Origin of the sequence: Flavobacterium rakeshii (assembly GCF_009741375.1) — a bacterium.
Lineage (GTDB): Bacteria > Bacteroidota > Bacteroidia > Flavobacteriales > Flavobacteriaceae > Flavobacterium > Flavobacterium rakeshii.
This window is the reverse complement of the sequence record NZ_WOWP01000045.1, coordinates 83,404-105,942: the sequence shown is the minus strand read 5'-3', so window position 1 is coordinate 105,942 and position 22,539 is coordinate 83,404. Positions and strand designations below refer to the sequence as shown.

The following is a 22,539-nucleotide window of genomic DNA, read 5'->3' as shown; positions in this document are numbered from 1 at the left end:
ATGATTATAATCACACCTCCACATAGTATAGCCAATGAGGCCGAAACCATTAATAACCTGTTTGAAGAGGGATTACCGCTTTTGCACCTCAGGAAGCCCGAAATATATACTTCTAAATTAAGAAGGCTTATTGAAAGTGTAGACAGTAAATACCGTTCCAAACTGGTGTTGCACCATAACTATGAAATCGCGTCAGATTACAATATAAACAGGCTGCATTTCACAGAAAGGAACAGGGAAAGTTTTGATAGTATTTTGAAAGAAATAAAAACCGATGCCGAATATATCATTTCGGCATCGGTACATACCATGACTGATTTTAATCAATTATCGTCACGATTTGATTATGCTTTTTTCAGTCCGGTGTATAATAGTATATCCAAGCCGGGACATAACCCTAAAAATGATTTGGGAGAAATACTAAAACAACGTACTGCTTTTAATACCAAATTGGTTGCATTGGGCGGTATTACGGCTAATAACTGCGATTCGCTGCTTACTATGGGGTTTGATGATTTTGCATTGCTGGGTGGTTTCTGGCAGGCAGAAAACCCAATGGAGGAGTTTAGAAAATGTTTAAAAATAAGTAATGATTATGTACGATAAAATTCAGTATATATCTCAGGGAAACTCGGTAACCGAACAACTTAATAATATACAGCAGGTGCTTGATGCGGGTTGTACCTGGTTGCAATTACGTTATAAAAACGGTACACAGCCCGAAATGCGTGAGATTGCTATTGCTACCAAAAAACTTACCGAAAGCTACAACTGTACTTTTATTATAAATGATTACCCTGAACTGGTAGTTGAAACAGGTGCTGACGGAGTGCATTTAGGCTTAACCGACATGCCAATTGAACAGGCAAGAGCAATTGTAGGAAGTGATAAGATAATAGGCGGTACAGCAAATACGCTGGAAGATGTTTTACAAAGACATAGAGAACAGTGCAATTATGTGGGGTTAGGACCGTTTCGTTTTACCCAAACCAAGGAGAAACTGAGTCCGGTACTAGGGCTGTCAGGCTATAATACTATAATGACCCAACTACAGGAAATGGAGATAAACATTCCGGTTTTTGCCATTGGCGGAATACAGCAGGAAGACATTCAACCCATACTCGATACCGGAATTTATGGGGTAGCCCTATCAGGGTATATTACCCAACATGAAAATAAAAAACAACTATTAAATCAACTATACACACTATGCAGCCACTAACCATAGCAGATAAAACCTTTACGTCAAGACTGTTTTTAGGAACAGGAAAATTTGGTTCCAATGTTCAGATGGAAGAAGCTGTACTGGCATCAGGCAGTGAACTGGTAACTGTTGCGTTAAAACGTATTGACAGGGAAACCGACACAGATGCTTTGCTGTCCTGCCTAAACCATGATAGGATTAATTTACTGCCTAATACATCGGGTGCCAGAAATGCTAAAGAAGCTGTATTTGCTGCTCAACTGGCAAGGGAAGCACTCGAAACCAACTGGCTGAAACTGGAAATACATCCGGATCCTAAATATTTATTACCCGATCCTATTGAGACTCTAAAAGCTACCGAAGAGCTCGCCAAACTAGGGTTTGTGATACTTCCTTACATTCATGCTGATCCGGTTTTGTGTAAACGTCTTGAAGATGCCGGAACATCGGCAGTAATGCCTTTAGGTGCACCTATTGGTACGAATAAAGGTTTAAAAACACTCGATTTTCTTGAAATAATACTGGAACAAAGTAATGTGCCTGTTATTGTAGATGCCGGTATAGGTGCGCCGTCACACGCTGCACAGGCAATGGAAATGGGTGCCGATGCCGTTTTGGTAAATACAGCTATAGCTGTAGCAGGAAACCCGAAACTGATGGCCGAGGCTTTTAAGGAGGCTGTAATTGCCGGAAGAAAAGCTTATGAAGCCCAACTGGCAGGCACTTTACAAAATGCACAGGCATCGAGTCCGCTTACCTCATTTTTATACGAATAAAATAGTACTGATGACAACATTTAAGGAAGTATTTGTAAGCTACGATTGGAATACTATAAGCAGTAGGCTAAATCAGGTTAAGGCAAGTGATGTGGAAAGGGTATTGGCAAAACCAAGAAAGGATATAAACGACTTTCTGGTTATGATTTCTCCGGCTGCCACTCCGTATCTGGAGCAAATGGCACAGTTAAGCAGGCAGTTAACCCAAAAGCGTTTCGGGAAAACCATACAGATGTATGCCCCTATGTACCTGAGTAACGAATGCCAGAATATATGTACTTACTGTGGGTTTAGTTTTGACAACAGGCTAAAAAGGAAAACCCTTACTGACAAAGAAATATTGATTGAAGCTGAAGCCTTGAAAAAACAGGGATTTGAGCATGTATTACTGGTAACGGGAGAGGCTAATTATACCGTAAACATAAACTATTTTTTAAACGCCGTAAAGCTACTTAAAAATGAGTTTGCTAATATCTCGGTTGAGGTACAGCCATTGAGTACAGAGGAGTATAAAGCCCTGCATGAAAGTGGAGTACATACGGTACTGGTATATCAGGAAACCTACCATAAGGAGGTATATAAACAATACCATCCTAAGGGAAAGAAATCAAATTTTGATTTCAGGCTGGAAACGCCCGACAGAGTTGGTACGGCAGGGATTCATAAAATAGGACTTGGAGTATTACTGGGGCTGGAAGACTGGCGTATAGACAGTTTTTTCACGGCATTACATTTGGATTATCTTCAAAAAAAGTATTGGCAAAGTAAGTATTCGGTTTCTTTCCCGAGGCTTCGTCCTGCCGAAGGTATTATAGAGCCTAATTTCATTATGGACGATAGGGACATGGTTCAACTTATTTGTGCTTACAGGCTTTGGAACGAAGACCTTGAAATATCAGTCTCAACAAGGGAGAATGAAAAGTTTAGGGATAATATAATTGCTCTTGGCGCTACGAGTATGAGTGCGGGTTCTAAAACCAATCCGGGAGGGTATGTGGTAGACCAGCAATCGCTAGAGCAGTTTGAAACCAGTGATGAGCGTACTCCGGCACAAATTGCATCCATAATAAAATCAGCAGGTTATGAGCCTGTTTGGAAGGACTGGGACAGGGCTTACACATCTGTTTAAAATAGAATAATGATATCAATACAAAATATTTTACGTTACGGCAGGCAAATGCAGTTGCCTGAAATAGGGGAGGCTGGTCAGGAAAAATTGCTTAATGCCAAAGTACTGGTTATTGGTGCAGGCGGACTGGGGTGCCCGGTACTACAGTATTTGAGTGCGGCAGGTGTAGGAACTCTTGGTATTGTTGATTTTGACAGGGTAGAGTTACATAACCTGCACAGGCAGGTTTTGTATAATGAAACTCATGTAGGGAGTTATAAATCAGAAACTGCTAAAGCTGTTTTACAGCAGTTAAATCCCGCTACAAACCTGATTACTTACAATGAAAAACTCACAGCCGAGAACTGTGAAAGCTTGTTAACCGATTTTGATGTGATTGTTGACGGATGTGATAATTTTACTACCCGTTATATAGTTAATGATACCTGTGTTAAAATGGGCAAACCATTGGTATATGGCAGTATTTTTAAAAACGAGGGACAACTGGCTTTATTCAACCATAATGGTAGTAAAAACCTAAGGGATATTTTCCCCGAACCTCCTAATCCGGAAGATGTGCCAAATTGCAGTTTAAATGGTGTTATAGGTACGCTACCCGGAATAATAGGTACTATGATGGGACATGAAACCATTAAGGTAATTGCAGGATTGCCTACTCTTAATAACGAATTGGTATTATTTAATACATTACACTGGAATTTTACTAAGCTTACCTTTTAAGGGTTTCTTTTTTGTTTTTAAAGTGTTGGTTTACTGTTTTTTATGTAACTTTAATAGTACTAACCAACACGATTGTCAAAATGAAAAGAGCCTTATTATTTTTTATGTGCTGTGTTTGGTTTTCTTTATCAGCGCAGGTTGACAGTGAAATTTACCTTGACACTATAGCAGTACAAACAGAGGAGGAACTCCCTCAGTTTTATCAGGATGATTTACCGGCTTGGTATGCGCGCCGTTTCAGGCTTAATTTAGGTGTCTTTTTTCCGTTGAATAATACTCAGGTAAGAGTTGGTAATAATAACGGAAATTTAGGGACTACCATAGATCTTGAGGACGATTTGGGGTTTACCAAAACAAGCGCTTCATTTATGGCAGATTTTCAATGGCGTATATCCCGAAGGTCAAGACTGGTACTGGAATACTTTTATTTAAGGAGAGAGTCTTCCTATGTTTTGGATAGGGAAATAGAGTTTGGTGATAATACGTATCCTATTGATGCTGCCGTTACGGCTTATTTTGATACTAATATTGCCCGTTTGGCATACAGTTATGCTATTTTAAGCAAACCTAAATATGAAGCAGGACTACTTATTGGTGCCCACGTTGTACTTGGCGATATGGGACTTCAGTTGGATACCAATATAGGTTCGGTAGGAGTTGAAGATGATTTCAGTTTCACGGCTCCGTTGCCTGATATTGGTGCGTGGGGAGAATTTGTACTTTCTCCAAAGTTCGGACTGTACACTAACATTAATTATCTGGCACTAAAAGTTGATAACATCAGGGGGCGTATAATAAGCTATAATCTTTCGGTACTCTACAATGTATACCGTAATTTTAGCCTTACAGCCGGATATACGGGGCTAAACATACGTGTTGATGTAGAAAAAGAACGACTTAACGGATTTTTTAAATGGGGTTACAATGGACCTTCATTAACAGCTACTTACACCTTTGGTAACCGAATTCGTTTTTCAAAAAAGTAGTTTAGGGATTCATAACAAATTTTAAATTTTTAATAATTAATCTTTCAAAAACCTCAAAATCGTTTGGAATTTCTATTTTTGCAGTCCTAAATAATAAGAATAATGAAAATAGAAGAACAGCTTCAGCAACGAAGTGGTAATCAATGTGAATTAAGTGGTGCTACAAACGACCTTGTAACGTATGAGGTTCAGTCTATACATAAAAAAGGAATTGACAATACGATTTTAGTTACACAAAAATGCGTTGACCAGATTGAAAGAAGGGAAGAACCGGATGGTTCTTTTTGGGAAAACATACTTCCTACTTCAATGTGGAGCGAAGTACCCGCTGTACAGGTAATGTCGTGGAGAATACTTAACCGCTTTAGGAATGAAAGCTGGGCTGCTGATGCTCTGGATATGATTTACCTGGAAGATGATAACCTTGAATGGGCTAAAGAAACCGGAGATCATTTAAGTGATGTTAATGCCCAACTTCATAAAGACAGTAATGGAAACATTCTGCAAAATGGAGATACTGTAACCCTTATTAAGGATCTTGACGTGAAAGGATCATCCTTAAATGCTAAGATTGGTACAGCGGTTAGAAACATTAGACTTGTACACGATAATCATGAACAGATTGAAGGAAAGGTAGAAGGACAAATGATTGTGATACTTACCAAATATGTAAAAAAACAATAACACATTAAAAGAGTCGGTTAATCCGGCTCTTTTTTGTTTTTAAGAGGATGGTATAAACATAAAACAGGTATAATTTGATTATCTTAGCAGTGATAACCAACCTAACCTTACTTACCATGGATAAACTGGTACGCCATATAAAATTCCCTCTTACTTTTGATGTTCATCGCTTAAAGGAAGATCTTGATAGGGTTTTATCTAAGAAATGGACAGCCCATTATAATACAGGTAATTATTCGGGAAACTGGACATCGGTTGCACTGATGTCACAAAACGGAAAATCAGATTCTATTTATGCTGTACCGTCAGATGATGGTAAACTTATAGCTACTGATGCTCTTGAAATATGTGATTATTTTAAAGAGGTTTTAGATGGTTTTCCGTTTGAGAAAACCGCTGTACGACTTTTACAGCTTGAAGCTGGAGCTGAAGTAAAACCACATACCGATAACGACCTTGGGTATGAAGACGGTAGTTTCAGGCTGCATATCCCTATTGTTACCAATAGTGAGGTTGAGTTTATTTTAGATGGAAACAGACTTGAAATGAAAGAAGGTGAATGCTGGTATATCAATGCTAATTTTACCCATTCTGTAGCGAATAGAGGAACTGTAAACCGAGTACATTTAGTTATTGACGGACTTCAAAACGATTGGACCGATGAAATGTTTTATAAAGAAGCTCCAAAAGAAAACTTTGATAAGCCGAAACCTGTTATTAGCGACGAACAGAAACAGCTTATGATAGCCGAACTGAAAAGAATGGATAATCCGGCAGCATTACAGCTTATTAAAGAACTGGAGCAATAACAAAGCTATTTTTCTATTACATAATTTTGCAGCACCAAAAAGTCAAGTGCAGTAATATCAAATAGGTTAAGAGCTTCCTGTGGCGTTTCTACTATTGGCATACCTTTTTTATTTAGGCTGGTATTTAATAGTACCGCAATTCCGCTTTGTTTGTAGAACTCTTCGAGCAATTCTGCAAATACCGGATTCCAACTTTCTTCTACAGTCTGTACCCTTGCCGAACCATTTTTATGAGTAACGTTTTTTAGTTGTTCCATATATTCCGGTTTGGTTTGGTCAACCAAAATCATATAAGGGCTGTAACGTCCTTTGGAGAAATACTTATTAATATGTTCTTTAAGTACAGCAGGGGCAAAGGGACGAAAATCCTCCCTAAACTTTATATTCCTGTTAATGTGATCTTTCATACCGTTTATACCCGGATGCGCAAGTATACTTCGCCTTCCCAGTGAACGCGGTCCAAACTCTGAACCCGACTGAAACCAGCCTACGGTTTTACCTTCATTAAGTTTATCAGCCACATAGCGAACCATTTCATTGTTGGTACTAAACTTTTTAAAAGTATACTGAGAGTAATCTTTTAAAGCCGATTCTATTTCAGTATCAGTATACTGTTTACCAAAACAGGTACTGCCGTTGTGTTTTTGTTTAGGCATTTTAAGGTGTTCAAGCCAACCATAAAAAGCACAACCCAATGCGAGTCCGTTATCGGCAGCAGCGGGTTCATAATAAATATTTTCGGTAATACCACTATCTTCCAGTTTAGCGTTGGCTACAGCATTAAGAGCCACACCGCCACTATAACACAGGTTTTTATGAGGAAACTTTTCTAGCCTGTTTGTAATACATTGTATCACTGCTTTTTCTACCTGTTGTTGTGCCCATAGTGCAACATTGGCATAGTAGTTAAAATGCTGTTTAAAATACTCGTATCCCTGTGACGGATTGTTAAACCTGTTTTTCCAGTCGTTTTTTACAAATAATCTCCCACTTTCAAATTCAAAAGCCTCAAAATCAAAAATTCCGCTTTCTCCAAAAGGGGCTAATCCCATTAGTTTACCTACATCGTCCATATCGCCAAAAACATACTTACTAATAGTAGAATAAAATCCGCCTATAGAGTGTTGTGTTGAAGGCAGTGTAAAAGCAGTTTCCTGTAATTTAGACATAGAACTGAAATCTTTTACCAACGGGATAAGTTCAGTACCGTTATAATGATAAAAGCTATCCTTTTCACAAAACATTTCCATTGGATTAAGCATTTCTTCAGGAACATGTTTTTGCTGTTCAGGGTGTAGTTTTAGGAACTGTTCTAAAGGACTGCCACAGCCATCAATAACCATTACAGCACATTCATCAAAAGGAGAAGTACCCACAGTGCTGTAGGCGTGTGCTAAATGATGGGATATATTTACGATTTTGGGTTTATCGGTTTCGGAAAATACTCTTTTTCCTTTATAACGGTCTCTTTTAGGAATTTCAAAGTTGGCACATTGTACTACAAGCGTAACATCTTTTAGTGTTATACCTTCGGCATCCAGACAGTATTGAATAGCCTCTGTATCATTACCACCATCATGTTTTATGCGGGTTAGTCTTTCCTTTTCAATAGCGACACAAATATGTCCGTCTTTTAATAAAACTGCCGATCCGTTGTGTGAAAGCCCGGTACCTAAAACATAAACAGGTGTATTCATTATTAAGTGTGTATTAATGGGGTATTATCCGGTTGTAAATATACCCGAAACGTAAGTTTTTTTTGCAGGTATAAGTACCTGAAAAGTAAAAACAGGTGTTTCCTACCTAACCGACAGTTCATTTTTTTAAGAAATTTAGATAACTAAAAAATTACTAAACATTTTAAAAAATTTGAACGTATGAAAACAATTCAATTTGGGTTGGCCCGCGATTATGATGGTGGTCGCAATTGCTGTGCAGACATTAACGAGACTACAGTAGTAGAGGTTCACAATTCTGAAGTAGCATCAGACATGTGGTATCATGTAGGTAAAGTTAAGGGAGCAACAGTAGAGTGGGGCGGCAGCGTTAAGTATAGTAACGGAAATCATCCTAATGTTGCCATGAACAATAAAAATATTGTGGTTGAAGTGCATGAAACCAGTAATATTTTAACCAGCTCTATGTACTATAAAGTAGGACATGTAGATGGTACAAACATTAGTTGGGGGAATGATGAGAAATATGATAGTGGACTGCAACCATGTGTAGCTATTAATGATAATGGCGTGGTAGTGGAGGTACATAAATCACAAGCTTATAACGAACTGTATTATCATGTAGGGCAAATTCAGAGCAACAACACAATTAAATGGGGAGGCAGCCATAAATATGATAGTGGTGTACAGCCATCAGTAAGTATTACAAATTCCGGACTGGTCGTTGAAACCCATAAATCACAGTCTTATGATAAGCTGTATTACAGGGTAGGACATATTTCAGGTAATACTATTAACTGGGGACCAAGCCGTGAGTATCAGGATGGGATTAACCCTTCTGTAGCTATTACAGAAGACGGTAAGGTAATTGAGGTTCACGAATCACAGGGTTTAACGGGATTATGGCAGCTAAGCGGAGAAGTGTCGGGTGATACCATTAACTGGAGTGAATCGTTTAACTATGATTCGGGCTCAAGTCCTAAAGCGGGTATTTCTTCCAGCGGAAATATAGCTATACAGGTACATCAGGGCAGCCTTTACAAATTATGGTTCTCTACATCTGCTTTAATGGATACGGCAAACTTTATGAGTGCTATGTTACCGGGTATACAAAACCTGCCATTAAAGAAAATGGTATTACCTGCAACGCATGATGCGGGTATGTATACCAGCGGTTTAAGTATTGTAGCAAAAACGCAGGATTTAAGCCTATATGGTCAGTTAAGTTCGGGGGCGAGATATTTTGATTTGCGTCCGGATAAAAACCTGAACATTTATCATGGTCCTATTACAGGTCCGTCGTTACAGGAGGTACTTAATGATGTGAAGCGTTTTTACCAGGAAGGGCATAAAGAACTAAGTATTTTAAAATTCTCTCATTTTGATGGTTTTAATCAGGGTGTTTATGATAAGTTTAAAACCATGATTAAAAATACAATAGGGCAATGGCTGTATACAGATAAACCTGAGGGAACCCGATTAGCCGATGTTACAATGGGGAGTTATCTTTCGGGAGGAGGAAAAATATTGGTTGTTGTTGATGACAGTTGGGCAGTATCTTATCCTGAAAGCGGATTTTGGGTATACAGGGATTGGCAATCGTCTACAGCATCTCAGGGAGACTTAACTGTTTTTGATATTTACTCTAGCACAACAAGTTATGAGAATATGAAAAACGATCAGTTAAAAAAACTGAGTGCCTTTAACGGTAAATGTTGTAGCCAACAGAAAAACGGATCGTGGGAGTGCCAAACGTTCTCTGATGTACCTTGTGACTTGTTCTTATTATCATGGACACTTACTCCGGTTACCGGTGTATGGAATTATGCCAAGGAAGCTAACAGAAACCTGGGGCAGGTAATGACTTATGTAAACCCTAATAGTTATGGTTACTTTGCAAACCTGCTGTATCTTGACTATTTTGAATACGCACGACCTACTTTTATATCAACGTTATTGTGCAAAGCATATAACAATATTATGAAGGCTGTGGCAGAAGAAGCAGTATAATAAATACTACAGATAAATAAAAAACACTTCGTTTCTTATTGAAACGGAGTGTTTTTTGTTTCAAAAAAAATCAATATTTATTTTTCATGTATGCTTTTTGTGAAAGACGCTGTAATTGCATTCAGTTCTTTTACTTTGGCAGCAAAGTTTCCTTTAAAATGTTTCCTTATTTCATTAAGACGCTCAATAATTACATTTATATCATCGGGGATTTCCTGTTCCAAATATTCCCTTATACGCCTTGCTAATACGGGAGATTTACCGTTTGTTGAAACGGCTATTTTCAAATCACCCTTATTAACTATTGAACCCAGATAAAAATCGCACAGTTCCGGCTGATCGGCGGCGTTTACCAATATGTTTCGTGAGTTAGCCTGTTGTTTTATAAGGCGGTTAACATCACGATTGTTTGTCGCTGCAATTACATAATCAGCCGTGTTGAGATCGGTTTCCTCATAAGGTTTCTCATATAGGTTGATATTTGTGTGATTATTAATAATAAGGCACAATTGAGGAAGAACCTCAATTGCTACCAGATTAATATGTATTTGGGAGTTTTGGCGCAGTAATGTCTCTACTTTTTCAAGACCTACATTACCACCGCCTACCACTAAAAAGCGGGCGGTTTCTGTTTTAAGAAATATGGGGAAAAGTGTATTGCTCATAATTAATTATTGCTAAAAAACTTACGATAGGTAAAATCTCCAAAAAGCTCTCCGTTAGTACGTTCGTTAACATACTGTAGTAACAGGTTATCTGTTTCCTCAAGTATTTGCTGTTCGTTTAATTTCTCTTTGTATATTTTGTTAAGGCGTAATCCATAACGATCACCACCAAGCATAAAGTTATACTGACCGGGACCTGTACCTACAAAGCCCAGTTCGGCAACATACGATCGTCCACAGCCATTAGGACATCCCGTCATCCTTATTGATATTTCCTCTTCGCTTATTCCGTGTTTTGCAAGTAAAGGCTCAATTTTGGTAACCAGTTCAGGCAGGTAACGTTGTGCCTCGGCCAGTGCAAGCGGACATGTAGGTAAAGCCACACAAGCCATAGAGCTTTTTCGTATTCCGCTTTGATTGGTTTCAATAGCATATTCATCAATCAGTGCCTGTATGGTTTGTTTGTTTTCGCTTTTAACTTCCCCAATAATAAGGTTTTGGTTAGTGGTGAATATAAAATTGCTGATTTCCAGTTTTGAAACCTTATGCAGAAACTCTTTTTGATGTGGCTGTACCACACCATTTTCAATAAACAGGTTGTAATACCATTTGCCTGCACTGTTTTGTTCCCAGCCGTAACGGTCATTACGCTCGGTAAAAGTATAAGGTCGCTCTTCCAGTAATTTGAAACCAATACGTTTTTCCAGTTCTTCCTTAAAGCCCTGTACAGTCATACGATCTACCGTATATTTTAAACGAGCCAGTTTACGGTCACTGCGGTTACCGTAATCCCTTTGTATGGTAAGCACTTCATATACGGCTTTAAGTGTTTTTTCTTCGGTATCGGTAAAACCTATTACCGTTGCCAGCCTTGAATAAGTATCAGGGTTACCGTGTGTGGTTGAAAGTCCGCCACCTACGGCGATATTAAATCCTTTAAGCTCATCATTTTCAATAACGGCAATAAGACCAATATCATTAGTAAAAACATCCACATCATTTGATGGCGGAATAGCTATCCCTATTTTAAATTTACGGGGTAGGTAACGGTCTTCATACAACGGGTCGGCTTCAGATGAGCGATCGTATATTTTCTCACCATCTACAAACACTTCATAGTACGACTGTGTTTTAGGTAACAGGAGTGTAGATATTTTATCGGCATACTCATATACCTGCTGATGGATAGGAGAAAACTGTGGGTGAGCACTTACTGTTACGTTACGGTTTACATCACCACAGGCAGCGATAGAATCGAGCGCAGCGGTATTAAAAGCCTGTATGGTAGGTCTTATTTGATGTTTTAAAAGACCGTGTAACTGTACGGTTTGCCTTGTGGTAATTTTTAGAGTACCGGTACCATATTGTTCAGATATATCGTGTAACGACTGCCATTGCTGTGCATTGATTATACCTCCCGGTATACGAAGACGTATCATGAACGAATACAACTTATCCAGTTTTTTTTCGGCTCTTTCGGCTCGGCGGTCACGATCATCCTGAACGTACATACCATGAAACTTTACCAGTATCTCATCGTCAGGTCTTACATTACCGGTATGCCCGTCTTTTAAACTTTGTTTAAGGGTTCCCCTTAATCCGTCACTATTTATTTTAATGCCTTCGGTAGGCGATAGTTTTTTATTGCTCATTTTTTCAGATTTTAATAAACGTCTTTTTGATATTTACCTTCCAGTTCAAGACTTTCCAGTACTTGTTTTGCTTCTTCTACAGGTATGTTTCTTTCATTGGCAATCACCTCAATAATAGTATTTTCCACATCCAGACTCATAGGTGTTTTTTGTCCGCAAATGTATATTGAGGCACCGTCCAGTAACCATTGGTTAAACTCGGTGGCATTTTCCTTAATCCTGTCCTGAACATATATTTTTCGCTCCTGATCGCGGGAGAAAGCACCATCAAAACGAGCCAGAACTCCGGTATTAAGCCATTCCTGTATTTCTGTTTGATAATAGAAATCGAGTGTAAAATGCTGCTCACCAAAAAACAACCAGTTCCTGCCGTCGGCACCTGTAATATCACGTTCGGCCAAAAAGCTTCTGAAAGGTGCTATACCTGTACCCGGACCAATCATAATAATATCGGTATCGGCATCAGGAAGCCTGAAGTTATTGTTACGATGTATGTAAAAATCAATCTCTCCTTTTTTAGGTATATCAGTTATATACTGAGATGCCAGTCCGGTTTTAACCTTATTGTTAGCTACAAACCGGTTAAGGTTTACTGTTAGGTGCACCTGACCTTCATGCGCTTCTGCCGATGATGATATGGAGTAAAGTCTAGGTGCTATAGGTAGAAGTAATTCTAAAAGACTTTCAATTTTAATATCAACAGGTACAGGGTTCTCGATAAGCACATCAAGTAAATCGGCTTTTTCATAAGATATATTTACTCCAAGAAGCTTACCTATGCTGTTTAGTGTTTTTTTACTAAGCCCTTTAATATTGAGCTGTGTAAGCCAGTTAAGTAAGGTATCGGTTTTATTCTTAAAAGTAACTTTCCTGTCGGGACTATCTGTAAAGTATCCTATTATCTCAATAACCGATTCATAACTGTTTTTAGGAATTATTCCCAGCGCATCACCAGGCTCATAAATAACGTCTTCGTCACCGGTTATTTCAATATGATACGTTTGCTTGTTAGAGCCATGATCGTTTAATATTACCTTGTGACTAACAGTTCCTTTATAATCTTTTTTATGCGGAACAGTAGTTTTTGCGGGTGCTTCACTAACAGTGATAGCAGTACTATTGTTTAGAAGTAAGTTTAAGAGTTGTTGCTGCCAGTTTGCAAACTCTTCATTGTAATCCACATCAGATTTTACAAGAGGTAAAATACTCTGTGCTCCCTTTTCCTGTAATGCGTCATTAAGTAATACGGCAGCATTACAAAACAGAGGATAGGAAGTATCACCCAGCCCGAAAACAGCATACTTTAAATTATCGAGCTTAATGTTTGAGGCAACAAGCTCTTCATAAAAAGCAATAGCATTTAAAGGAAATTCTCCTTCTCCCTGCGTACTGATTACAAACAATAATAATTCTTCCTTCTCCAGTTTAGATACACTGTATTGTACTATATCGGTCGACTTGGATTGTATTTTACTCTTTTTAAATGCAGCATGTAATGACGATGCTGCCTTTTTAGAGTTACCGGTTTCGGTACCATACAAAATGGTAGGTTTCAATGTGACTTTAGGTTCAGCATTATTTATGGCAGGAGCAGGTGGGGCAGTAGTAGTACCCTTTACAGCCTCAAGGTAACCTGTAAGGTAACCGTTTGTCCATATAATCTCGGTATCAGTTGCATTTGCAACCAACTGTTGTAGTAGTGTTAATTTGTTTTCAGACAGCATTTTGGTATATGTTTTTGTGATTATCAAAATAAGATGGACTTGTAGCTCCTTCCTTTATCCAGGCATAGTGCTCGTGTAGGTTTACTACATTTCCTATAATTATGAGGGTAGGTACATATTCAAACTCAGGTAGTTTTTTATGTCTTATATCACTAAAGGATAGAATAGTGGTTTTTTGATTTGGTGTAGTAGCCTGTTGTACTATGGCAATACCTTTTTCAGGGTCTATGCCAAAGGAGTATAGCTTTTGGGTAAGTTCCAGTAGCTTTTGTCCGCTCATGTAAAAAACAAGTGTATCATCGGTATCGGCCCATTCGGTCCATTGCTGGTATTTTACATTGCTAAGGTCATACAGTGTTAAAAAGCGCACCCCGCGGGAATATCCTCTTGCCGTTAACGGAATACCGGTATAGCTTGCGGCTCCCAGTGCTGCAGAAATCCCTGGGATAATTTCATAAGGTATATTATGCAGCTTCACTGTTTCAAGCTCATCAAGTATGTTTGAGAACAGGGTAGCATCGCCGCCTTTAAGGCGCAATACCAGTTTGCCTTTTTGTGCAAACTCCACTATAAGCTGGTTAATATCCTGTTGTGGGGTGTGTATACCCTTTGAGCACTGTTTACCAACGTAAATTACAAGTGCATCTTTCCTTGCATTTTTTTCGATAAGCTCGGGAGATACAAGCCTGTCTGTTAGTACTACATCTGCCTGTTGCAGGTATTTTAAAGCCTTAACGCTAATTAGGTCGGGATCGCCCGGACCCGCTCCGGCAAGTATTACCCTGCCCTGATAACTTTGAGTGTTCATAATCGATTTAATTATGGTTTATGAGAAAAAGAATGATATGACAGCAAACAAAAAGGCCCCTTTTTGCAAAGAGGCCTTTTTTTGTTTTAACAAGCGGAAGTGATTAACAACAGCAACAACAACAAAGCATACGGCTCTCTGCAGGATTCTGCATACAACACATCATACAACACTTAGTTGTAGTTGTATTTGCCGTTATGTTTGTTACTATTTTCATTGTTGTTATTTAAAATATGGGTATAAAAAAAGCCTTCCGTTTCGGGAAGGCTTTTAACTAAAAGTATATTGTGTTTTACAATTTATACCATAGCAGCAACCTCCCCGCATTTAGCGCAGCAGTTACATGGCATACAAACTGTAAATAAATTTTTCATAATCACTGTGTGAATTGTAAGGGCAAATGTAATTATTTTTTTTATGCAACAAACAAAACAGTAACTTTTTTTAATCATTTCGCATAAAAAAGGCTAAAAAGGCATTAAATAAACGAAAAACACCCATAATTGCGCATTATGGGTGTCATCATAAAAACCAAATCAACATTATGAAAAAAATTTACTGATGTTTTGTTTATGTGTTTGTTTAATATATTCTAATTAAGTGTTTAGCAATCTGTTTTTCAGTTTATGATAAAAAAAGTATCCAACTTGGAAACCCAGCAGGCATAACATGGCAATTATTTGTACATTAATAACCTGCTCTAAAGAACTATGATATAATACAATCAATAATATTTGTGTACAGCCCAATAAGGCAGATATAGCAACCGGAAGATACTTACCTATGGAAAGGAAATAGTAAGCAAAAATGTTTGCTACAGCGAATATAGAAGTCGCTACAGCATATTTCCATAATAACGGAGCTATACTAATATATTCGTTGCCAAAAAGTAACTTAACAGCTGTTACAGGGAACAGAAACGTAGCAAAAACAATTAGAGCCGAAAGCGATGTTACATAACTAACATATTTAAAAAGTATTCGTGTAGTATCGGCACCTTCTTTATGCAGTTTAATAACCTTAGGTAAAAGCATCATTACAAACATCCAGGCTACAAAGTAAACCATGCGGCCTATAAGTGCCAGTGATGCATACAGTCCGGCTTCAACATCATTAAAATAATGCTTAACTAATAGTATATCACTGTTATTGATTATAATTTGCGAAAGCTCATAAAAGCCCGTTAACATAAAAAACGTCATTATAGGTTTGGCATCGGCTTTATCTTCTACAGATGTAAATGTGAAGGCATCATGAACCAGATTACTTTTAAAAGGTATTAGTCCGAATAAAAGTGAGATAGCAATACCCATAGCAACAAAAACCGAAGATGCTCCAAAAGGAATAAGCAGTACAAGTGCTAATGTAATAACGAGTCTGCTTAACATTTCTGTTTGGTACGTAACCGATAATCTCTTTAAATCATTTTGTCCCTGATACAACCCTCTGTTTATACTCATTATGAAATACAGGGGAAGCCCCATCCCGAAAATGGTAAACATTACAGATGTTTGCGTATTAAATATTTGCTGTAGTGTATCGGCCATCATAATAACGGTAATACCTAAAAGCAATCCGGCAGCAAAAGCCAGCCTCACAATAAACCGTTTAAATGAAAATAGTTTATTGTACTTTAGTACTACAGCATATTTTGCAGTAACAATTTGAAATGTCATACCCGCAAATGAAAGCACTAATAACAGCGTAATAAGAATTGCGGCATCAGAAAATGCAGCAGGTCCTAAAACACGTCCCAGTATAAGATTATAAAAGTAATTTCCGGCATTTACCAAAAGTACAGATAACATAAACACCTGCTCCTGGCTAAGCCTTCTTACAATTGCTGAATGAGTAGTAGTTGTAGCTTTCATAATGCATTGGTTTTATTAGAATGATACTCGCAAAACATTTTGTGGTTTTGTATATACAAATTTCATTTTACTAATTGATTTTTAGCATATATTTCGATTAACGGAGCTTTTGTGTAGTTAAATTATGATTAGCTTTCTTTCAATTGTAGTTTTTACGGGTAGCTTAATCAGGTAGTTTTACGCATAGTCAGGTTTATTTTTTGGAATACATTTGAGAACAAACCAATTTATAAATTACTGATTATGAAAAGTATTATTGAGAACAGGAGTGAGGATAATACATCCTGCGGATGCGAAAACCCTATAGAGGGGCTTAGGCACATGTTCTGTGACCTTGTACAGAAAAAGAGGGTAGAACAGGGGCAATGTCCTGTACGCAGACCTGTATTTTTACGTACACATGGTATCATAAAAGGAAATATAACCATACAGGAAGATCTTCCGAAAGACTATAAACACGGAATGTTTAAAAAAGGAGGGGACTTTCCTGTATATGTACGCTATTCGTCTGACCTTGCCGATGGCAGACCCGATTGGCTGAGTACTATTGGAATAGGAATTAAGGTTTTCGGAATTCCGGGAGAGAAAAAAGTAAGTGATGACGGAGCAGATACAGCGGATTTGCTACTACAAAATGTACCTTTCTTTTTTGTGGATAACGCTTCTGATATGTGTAATTTCACAAAAGCCAGTCTGGAAGGCTGGGGTGACGACTGGGTACAGCAACATGCTCCAAAAACCAATGAGCTACTGGATAAAATGGCAAAACCGATACATTCGGTACTGGAAACGCAACTTTGGAGTGTGGTTCCGTTTATGCTGGGATCAGACAATTACTGTAAATACATACTACGCCCGGGAACATCGACTTTTGCGGGAGAGGTAGATATAAACGACCCTGATTTTATGGGTAAAGATCTTGCTGCACGACTGGCAGCAGGACCTGTTACACTGGATATCCTTATCCAAAAAAGACCTGATGCAGCCCAATATGGCGAGGCTTATATAGAACAGCATTTCCCGCTAGACAGGGCTACTGTAGTTTGGGACGAAACGGTTGCCGTACCTCTAAAAGTAGCTACTATACACCTGCCGCAACAGAATATTACTATTGATGAACAGGAAATTTATGGCGACTGGTTGTCGTTTAATATAGGTCGTGTTCCGTTAGAGAATCAGCCGGTAGGTAGTGTTGCCGAAGCCAGGATGAGCGTATATCAAACCAGTGCTAACTACCGTAGGGAAATGAACAAACAGCCTGTAACCGAGCCTAAAAAACCGGGCAAGCCTGTTATTAAAAATCCTAAATGTCCGTTTTCGGGACATAGCCCGTCTGACAAGGAAAACCCAAAGGAACTGACTGATGACCAGATAAAAAGAATAACCCATGTAAGGATACACCCAGGTATTGGTATTGCCCGTGTAGGTGATAGTCCTGACGGATATTATATTGGTCCGGAAGTATTTAAACCTGAACCTACAAAATTTGGAAATACCAGGGATGCCGGAGGTGCTATTAAGCGACAGGCAGCCCGTTTCCGTATATATGCTTACGATAAGTATGGCAATGTGGTGGGCGAGGTACAGCAAACCAAAAAATCAAGCGTTCAATGGTCGGTACATCTTGCTAATAAAAAAGCAGCCTGGTATCAGTTTAATGCAGCGCTTGATATACCTGCAACCGTAAGCCTTAGCGTACCTTTACGAAATGCAGATGTTAAAGGAGACGACAGGAGTGCCCTTTGTGTTGATACCGGTAAAAAATCTATTATGGGTATTGAGATGAAAGATTCCAGCTATGTAATGTCGGGTGAATTTGAAGGGACACCGGTTACCTTAGGGGAGTTAAGAACAGATGCTGTAGGGCGACTGTTGGTTTTACCGGGCTTTGGGGTTTCTGCAAGTCCGTCTAACCAACCTGTATACAGACCTGCCGATCCGGATAGTTTTAATAATGCTAACGGATGGTATGACGATATTGCTGACGGACCTGTTTATGCAAAAGTAACCATAGGAGGTGTTGATTATGACGCCGATCCGGCATGGGTAGCTTCGGCACCGCCTAACTTTGCACCTGATTTAGTAGGGTGGAGAACTATGGACGACCTGTTGCAAAACCTGTATATGGAAGTAGGTATGCTAAAAGTGCCTCAGCAAATATCATTTAATGATCATGTTAGGCCTATATTGGAACGCCTTAGCGAACTGCAATGGGTAAATAAAGGATTCCTTTCTATGTTTGGTGCGGGAGGCCCTCTAAACTTTAAGGATACTGAATTTATGAGAAAGCTGTCTTACGCTCCTTTAGATAACTCTATGTATCCTGATCCTTATGCAGAACTGCGCAGAGGTATATACAACAGTTTCAGGCCTACGAATACTAAGATAGCTGAGGTAGCTGCATGGCCGCCTATTTATGGCGATGCGTTTGGATATACCAATCCTAATCCTAATGTGCCACCGGCTCCGTCTACTTATCTACAGCTTCCGCCATTTTATACCTATGTGCTTACCAACTGGGTAAACGGACTGTTTATTAATGATTATAATCCTGACGATAAAGAACCTCATAAAATTGAAGATGTAGACCTGCAAAAACAACCTGAAATGCTGGACAGGACAGCAATGCACTATTGCCTTGCTGATGCTTTCCACCCGGGAGCAGAGCTTACATGGCCTATGCGAAATGCTTCTATGTACAGGGCTCCTTACAGAATTAGGGAGCGTGAGGAAGGCTTGGCAGAACCTAATTATGGTGCTACGCTGGATAATAATTCGGTAATGAAAGTTAACGGACCTTTATACGGTCAGGCTGCCGGTGATCTAACCCGATGGATGGCACTGCCGTGGCAGGGAGATACTGCTTTCTGTCGTTCGGGTTACGATTTTGAGTACGATCCGTATTTACCAACATTCTGGCCTGCAAGGGTGCCAAATCAGGTTTTAACCGAAGTGGACTACAATACCCTTTGTGATACAAAACAGCCAATGGAAATTCGTATTGCTGCTTTCCAAAACAGACCACAATGGTTAAGACAGTTACCGTTACAAAATCCTGCTCCTGAACAAATGATGTATATGATTGCACATTTTGGCAGTATGGGGATACTGGAAGCAAAGCCACGACCTGAAGATATGGACTGGTTACCGGAAAATATTTACGTGGAGAACCTTACCAAAGCACAGCAGGCTAACCTTAAATCAGACCACAGTATGTATGAAAAAGCCTTTAGTGAGCTTGGATTATACAACCGCCAGCTGGCTGAAGCAGGCTGGATAAGTGAAGAACAGCGTAATGAATTTGTAAACATAAAACGCAGAGGTAACTAATGAGTACCAATGTTTTTGAAATAATTGTAGCAGGTGGCGGCCCTTCGGGCTGCGCCGCTGCAATTGTATTAAAGCAGGCAGGACTTAATGTGTGCCTGATAAACAAAGAATATAATATGCCCTATAAGGCAGGGGAATCTATCCCCGGGGCTACCATGCGCCTTTTTAAACGATTAGGCATAGATACTATTACCGACTTACTTGATGATACCGAATATAAACGTTGCAGTGCAAATGTTTCATCCTGGGGTAGTGATGACTGGGTATACAGTAGCGGTATGTTAAACCCCGAAGGGGCTGGTTTTCATGTAGACAGGGTAATGTTTGATAAGGCATTATTAATGAAAGCTAAGGCTTTAGGTATACCGGTATATTCGGCGATGATTGATGATGTTGTTTTGAATAATGACAGTGATGTAAGATTTAAAGTAAGCTTAAGGGAAGGGGAGATACAGGAAGTTTCTGCCAACTGGCTTATAGATGCTACAGGTCGTAAAGCTGTTATAGGGAAAAAACTGGGTTATAAACGTACTAAGGTAGATAACCAGATGGCGGTAGTTAACTGGGTGTCTTTCCCTAAGCAGGATAATGACAATAGTACACGAATAAAATCAGTGCAGGAAGGCTGGTGGTATACTTCGCTTTTACCGGGAGGGAAAAGAGTTATAAGTTTTCAGGGACTTTCAGATGAAATTGGCGCACTGTATAAAAATCCCGAACAGTTACTGGAAAAATTTAATAGTGAAGCTATATTGCCATATAAGCTGACTACACAATCATTGCTTCACAGTAATGCGGTAGAGGCAGGTATAGCCAAGCCCGAATCGGTTATTTATAACGGGGTTTTATGTGTAGGTGATGCTGCCTTATCCTTTGATCCGCTTTCTTCACAGGGAATCTTTTTTGCACTGTATAGCGGTATAAAAGCTGCCGAGTCTGTTATTGGTTGTTTGGATACCCCTTTGCAAAAAGATAGTATCCTTAATCATTATCAGCAGCTTATAGATCGTGTGTTTATGGAAAACCAAAAGTCCAGAAAGTACTTCTACTCAACAGAGATGAGGTACTTTAATAAACCCTATTGGAAAGCCAGACGTGCTTTTTAGTTATCAGAGTTAGCCATAATCCTATAAAGCCCTACATTACTCATTAATAAACTGTTTTCCATGTTTATTTGCTGTATTCTGGCCGATATAAGGTTAGTTTCGCGCGAATTGATAATAAAGATGGAACTTTCTCCAAAGGAGAAAAGTCGGTCTTCGGCATTAAGCATGGTTTGATAATCCTGTACAAGTCCGTTTAGTAAATCAGACTGTTTTTTAAGGGATTGTATTTCGGTTAACTGTGCATTAATTTTGTTTTTAATTTGAAGCTGTTCCTGCTGTAGCTCTAATTTTGTATCCTGTAATTTTATTTTAGCCATATTAAGCGCACCTCTTTCTTTCCTTAAAAATATAGGGAAAGAGAAGTTAATCCCAATTTTATAATCATCCGTACGGAAATTATCAATATAGGAAGGCTCTGAAAGATAATAATAACCCAAATCTATTTTAGGGAGTAGGTAGTTTGCCTTGAGTTTTCTCTCAATATCAAGCATTTCAACTTTAGTTTCCAGCATTTTAAGTTTAGGATGTGCTGAAATTATAGCCTCAGTATCATTAATTCCTCCGGTATTCAGTATATCTTCAATCTCTGTAAGAAGCCCTACTTCAGGTTTTAAATCTTCCGATGGCTCTACAGGAGTCTCATTTATCCATAAGTAATTAGCCAGTTCCAGCCTCGCCTTATTTAGTTTAAGTATGGAGTTTTCCAGACTCAGCTTTCGGTTCTTAACCGAAATACCTGTCTCTACACTATCTATTGCCGGTTTATCTCCCTGTTCAATAAGTCTTAAAACTCCTGTGTAACGTTCTTCTGCAGCGGTTAGGTATTCCTTATACATTACCATTTCGTTATAATGTTTAAGCCATGAGAAATAAGCTGCCGATGCATCATACAAAACATCAAGGGCAGCAAGTCTTTGCTGTGACTTACTGAGGTTTATCTGTAACTTGGCTTTTCTTAAATCGGCCATACGCTTATTGATAAAAAGTCCCTGTCCAACAGGTACAGTGATACCAAGTGACGTTAGTCCCTGATTAGGAGTAGTATTTTGTGGATTAAGATAATAGCCTTCACTATTGTCAAAAGCAGCTTTTATTTCAATACCATACCATGTTGGTATTTTAAAACTACTGTTTAGTAAAGAATAATATTCGGTATCCTTAAATTGTTTTTTATCAAAATCAACTTCAATTTTAGGGTCAAAACCACCACGAGCTTGCATTAATTGTGCCTCGGCTTTGTCTATTTCAAGGTTAGCACGACTAACCAAAGGGTGGAATTTTTTTACATACCCCAAGTATTCCCGGTAGCTTAGTGTTTCTTCATTAAATTCCTGCGGAAAAACACAAACCGGGATTAAAATTAGTATTATATAGAATAAATGCCTCATT

General features: G+C 38.7%; 18 protein-coding genes. 11 read left to right on the top strand and 7 right to left on the bottom strand.

From position 1 onward, the window contains the following. The 8 genes from GN157_RS11920 (at position 1) to GN157_RS11885 (ending at position 6,308) form a co-directional block, all read left to right on the top strand. Positions 1–606: a thiamine phosphate synthase gene (locus GN157_RS11920; protein ID WP_157483616.1), complete on the top strand. Its 606-nt coding sequence runs from the start codon at positions 1–3 to the stop codon at positions 604–606. Continuing rightward, a complete protein-coding gene (locus GN157_RS11915) occupies positions 596–1,222 on the top strand; it encodes a thiamine phosphate synthase (protein WP_157483615.1) in 627 nt (208 codons plus the stop codon). The genes GN157_RS11920 and GN157_RS11915 overlap by 11 nt, the downstream gene beginning before the upstream one ends. After that, positions 1,210–1,980, top strand: a complete 771-nt coding sequence (locus tag GN157_RS11910; RefSeq protein ID WP_157483614.1) for a thiazole synthase — start codon at positions 1,210–1,212, stop codon at positions 1,978–1,980. The genes GN157_RS11915 and GN157_RS11910 overlap by 13 nt, the downstream gene beginning before the upstream one ends. A 10-nt stretch (positions 1,981–1,990) precedes the next feature. Continuing rightward, positions 1,991–3,109, top strand: coding sequence for a 2-iminoacetate synthase ThiH (gene thiH / locus GN157_RS11905; protein WP_157483613.1), 1,119 nt, complete (start codon positions 1,991–1,993; stop codon positions 3,107–3,109). A 9-nt stretch (positions 3,110–3,118) separates the two neighbouring features. Further along, complete coding sequence (locus GN157_RS11900; protein WP_157483612.1) at positions 3,119–3,829, top strand: HesA/MoeB/ThiF family protein; 711 nt, start codon at positions 3,119–3,121, stop codon at positions 3,827–3,829. 80 nt (positions 3,830–3,909) lie between these two features. Further along, positions 3,910–4,815 (top strand): hypothetical protein, encoded by a 906-nt coding sequence (locus tag GN157_RS11895; RefSeq protein ID WP_157483611.1) that lies wholly within the window; start codon positions 3,910–3,912, stop codon positions 4,813–4,815. Positions 4,816–4,917: 102 nt separating this feature from the next. Further along, positions 4,918–5,499: a PhnA domain-containing protein gene (locus GN157_RS11890; RefSeq protein ID WP_157483610.1), complete on the top strand. Its 582-nt coding sequence runs from the start codon at positions 4,918–4,920 to the stop codon at positions 5,497–5,499. A 74-nt stretch (positions 5,500–5,573) separates the two neighbouring features. After that, complete coding sequence (locus GN157_RS11885; protein WP_231749129.1) at positions 5,574–6,308, top strand: aspartyl/asparaginyl beta-hydroxylase domain-containing protein; 735 nt, start codon at positions 5,574–5,576, stop codon at positions 6,306–6,308. Between the two features lie 5 nt (positions 6,309–6,313). Here the strand turns inward: GN157_RS11885 and GN157_RS11880 are convergent, their stop codons facing one another. Then, on the bottom strand, positions 6,314–8,005 hold the full coding sequence (locus tag GN157_RS11880) for a carbamoyltransferase family protein (RefSeq protein ID WP_157483609.1): 1,692 nt from the start codon (positions 8,003–8,005) through the stop codon (positions 6,314–6,316). A gap of 180 nt (positions 8,006–8,185) precedes the next feature. On the opposite strand from GN157_RS11880, the gene GN157_RS11875 reads away from it, so the two are divergent. After that, a complete protein-coding gene (locus GN157_RS11875; protein ID WP_157483608.1) occupies positions 8,186–9,994 on the top strand; it encodes a PI-PLC domain-containing protein in 1,809 nt (602 codons plus the stop codon). 77 nt (positions 9,995–10,071) lie between these two features. Here the strand turns inward: GN157_RS11875 and GN157_RS11870 are convergent, their stop codons facing one another. The 5 genes from GN157_RS11870 to GN157_RS11850 all read right to left on the bottom strand — a co-directional run bounded on the left by GN157_RS11870 (position 10,072) and on the right by GN157_RS11850 (position 16,714). Beyond that, complete coding sequence (locus GN157_RS11870; protein WP_157483607.1) at positions 10,072–10,659, bottom strand: precorrin-2 dehydrogenase/sirohydrochlorin ferrochelatase family protein; 588 nt, start codon at positions 10,657–10,659, stop codon at positions 10,072–10,074. Positions 10,660–10,661: 2 nt separating this feature from the next. Next, on the bottom strand, positions 10,662–12,311 hold the full coding sequence (locus GN157_RS11865; RefSeq protein WP_157483606.1) for an NADPH-dependent assimilatory sulfite reductase hemoprotein subunit: 1,650 nt from the start codon (positions 12,309–12,311) through the stop codon (positions 10,662–10,664). Between the two features lie 11 nt (positions 12,312–12,322). Further along, the gene (locus GN157_RS11860) at positions 12,323–14,035 is read right to left on the bottom strand and encodes a diflavin oxidoreductase (protein WP_157483605.1); all 1,713 of its coding nucleotides are present in this window, start codon (positions 14,033–14,035) and stop codon (positions 12,323–12,325) included. Beyond that, positions 14,025–14,843 (bottom strand): uroporphyrinogen-III C-methyltransferase, encoded by an 819-nt coding sequence (gene cobA, locus GN157_RS11855; RefSeq protein ID WP_157483604.1) that lies wholly within the window; start codon positions 14,841–14,843, stop codon positions 14,025–14,027. Before cobA ends, GN157_RS11860 begins: the two co-directional genes overlap by 11 nt. A 596-nt stretch (positions 14,844–15,439) precedes the next feature. Continuing rightward, on the bottom strand, positions 15,440–16,714 hold the full coding sequence (locus tag GN157_RS11850) for an MATE family efflux transporter (RefSeq protein ID WP_157483603.1): 1,275 nt from the start codon (positions 16,712–16,714) through the stop codon (positions 15,440–15,442). Between the two features lie 243 nt (positions 16,715–16,957). Here GN157_RS11850 and GN157_RS11845 point away from each other — a divergent pair, with 243 nt between their 5' ends. Further along, the gene (locus GN157_RS11845; RefSeq protein WP_157483602.1) at positions 16,958–20,044 is read left to right on the top strand and encodes a LodA/GoxA family CTQ-dependent oxidase; all 3,087 of its coding nucleotides are present in this window, start codon (positions 16,958–16,960) and stop codon (positions 20,042–20,044) included. Next, entirely contained in the window at positions 20,044–21,150 is a 1,107-nt protein-coding gene (locus GN157_RS11840) for an NAD(P)/FAD-dependent oxidoreductase (RefSeq protein WP_157483601.1), read from the top strand. Before GN157_RS11845 ends, GN157_RS11840 begins: the two co-directional genes overlap by 1 nt. Here GN157_RS11840 and GN157_RS11835 read toward each other — a convergent pair. After that, positions 21,147–22,538 carry a TolC family protein gene (locus GN157_RS11835; protein ID WP_157483600.1) on the bottom strand — a complete coding sequence of 464 codons (1,392 nt, stop codon included), beginning with the start codon at positions 22,536–22,538 and terminating at the stop codon, positions 21,147–21,149. The two genes, GN157_RS11840 and GN157_RS11835, sit on opposite strands and share 4 nt — an antisense overlap. Position 22,539 lies beyond the last annotated feature (1 nt).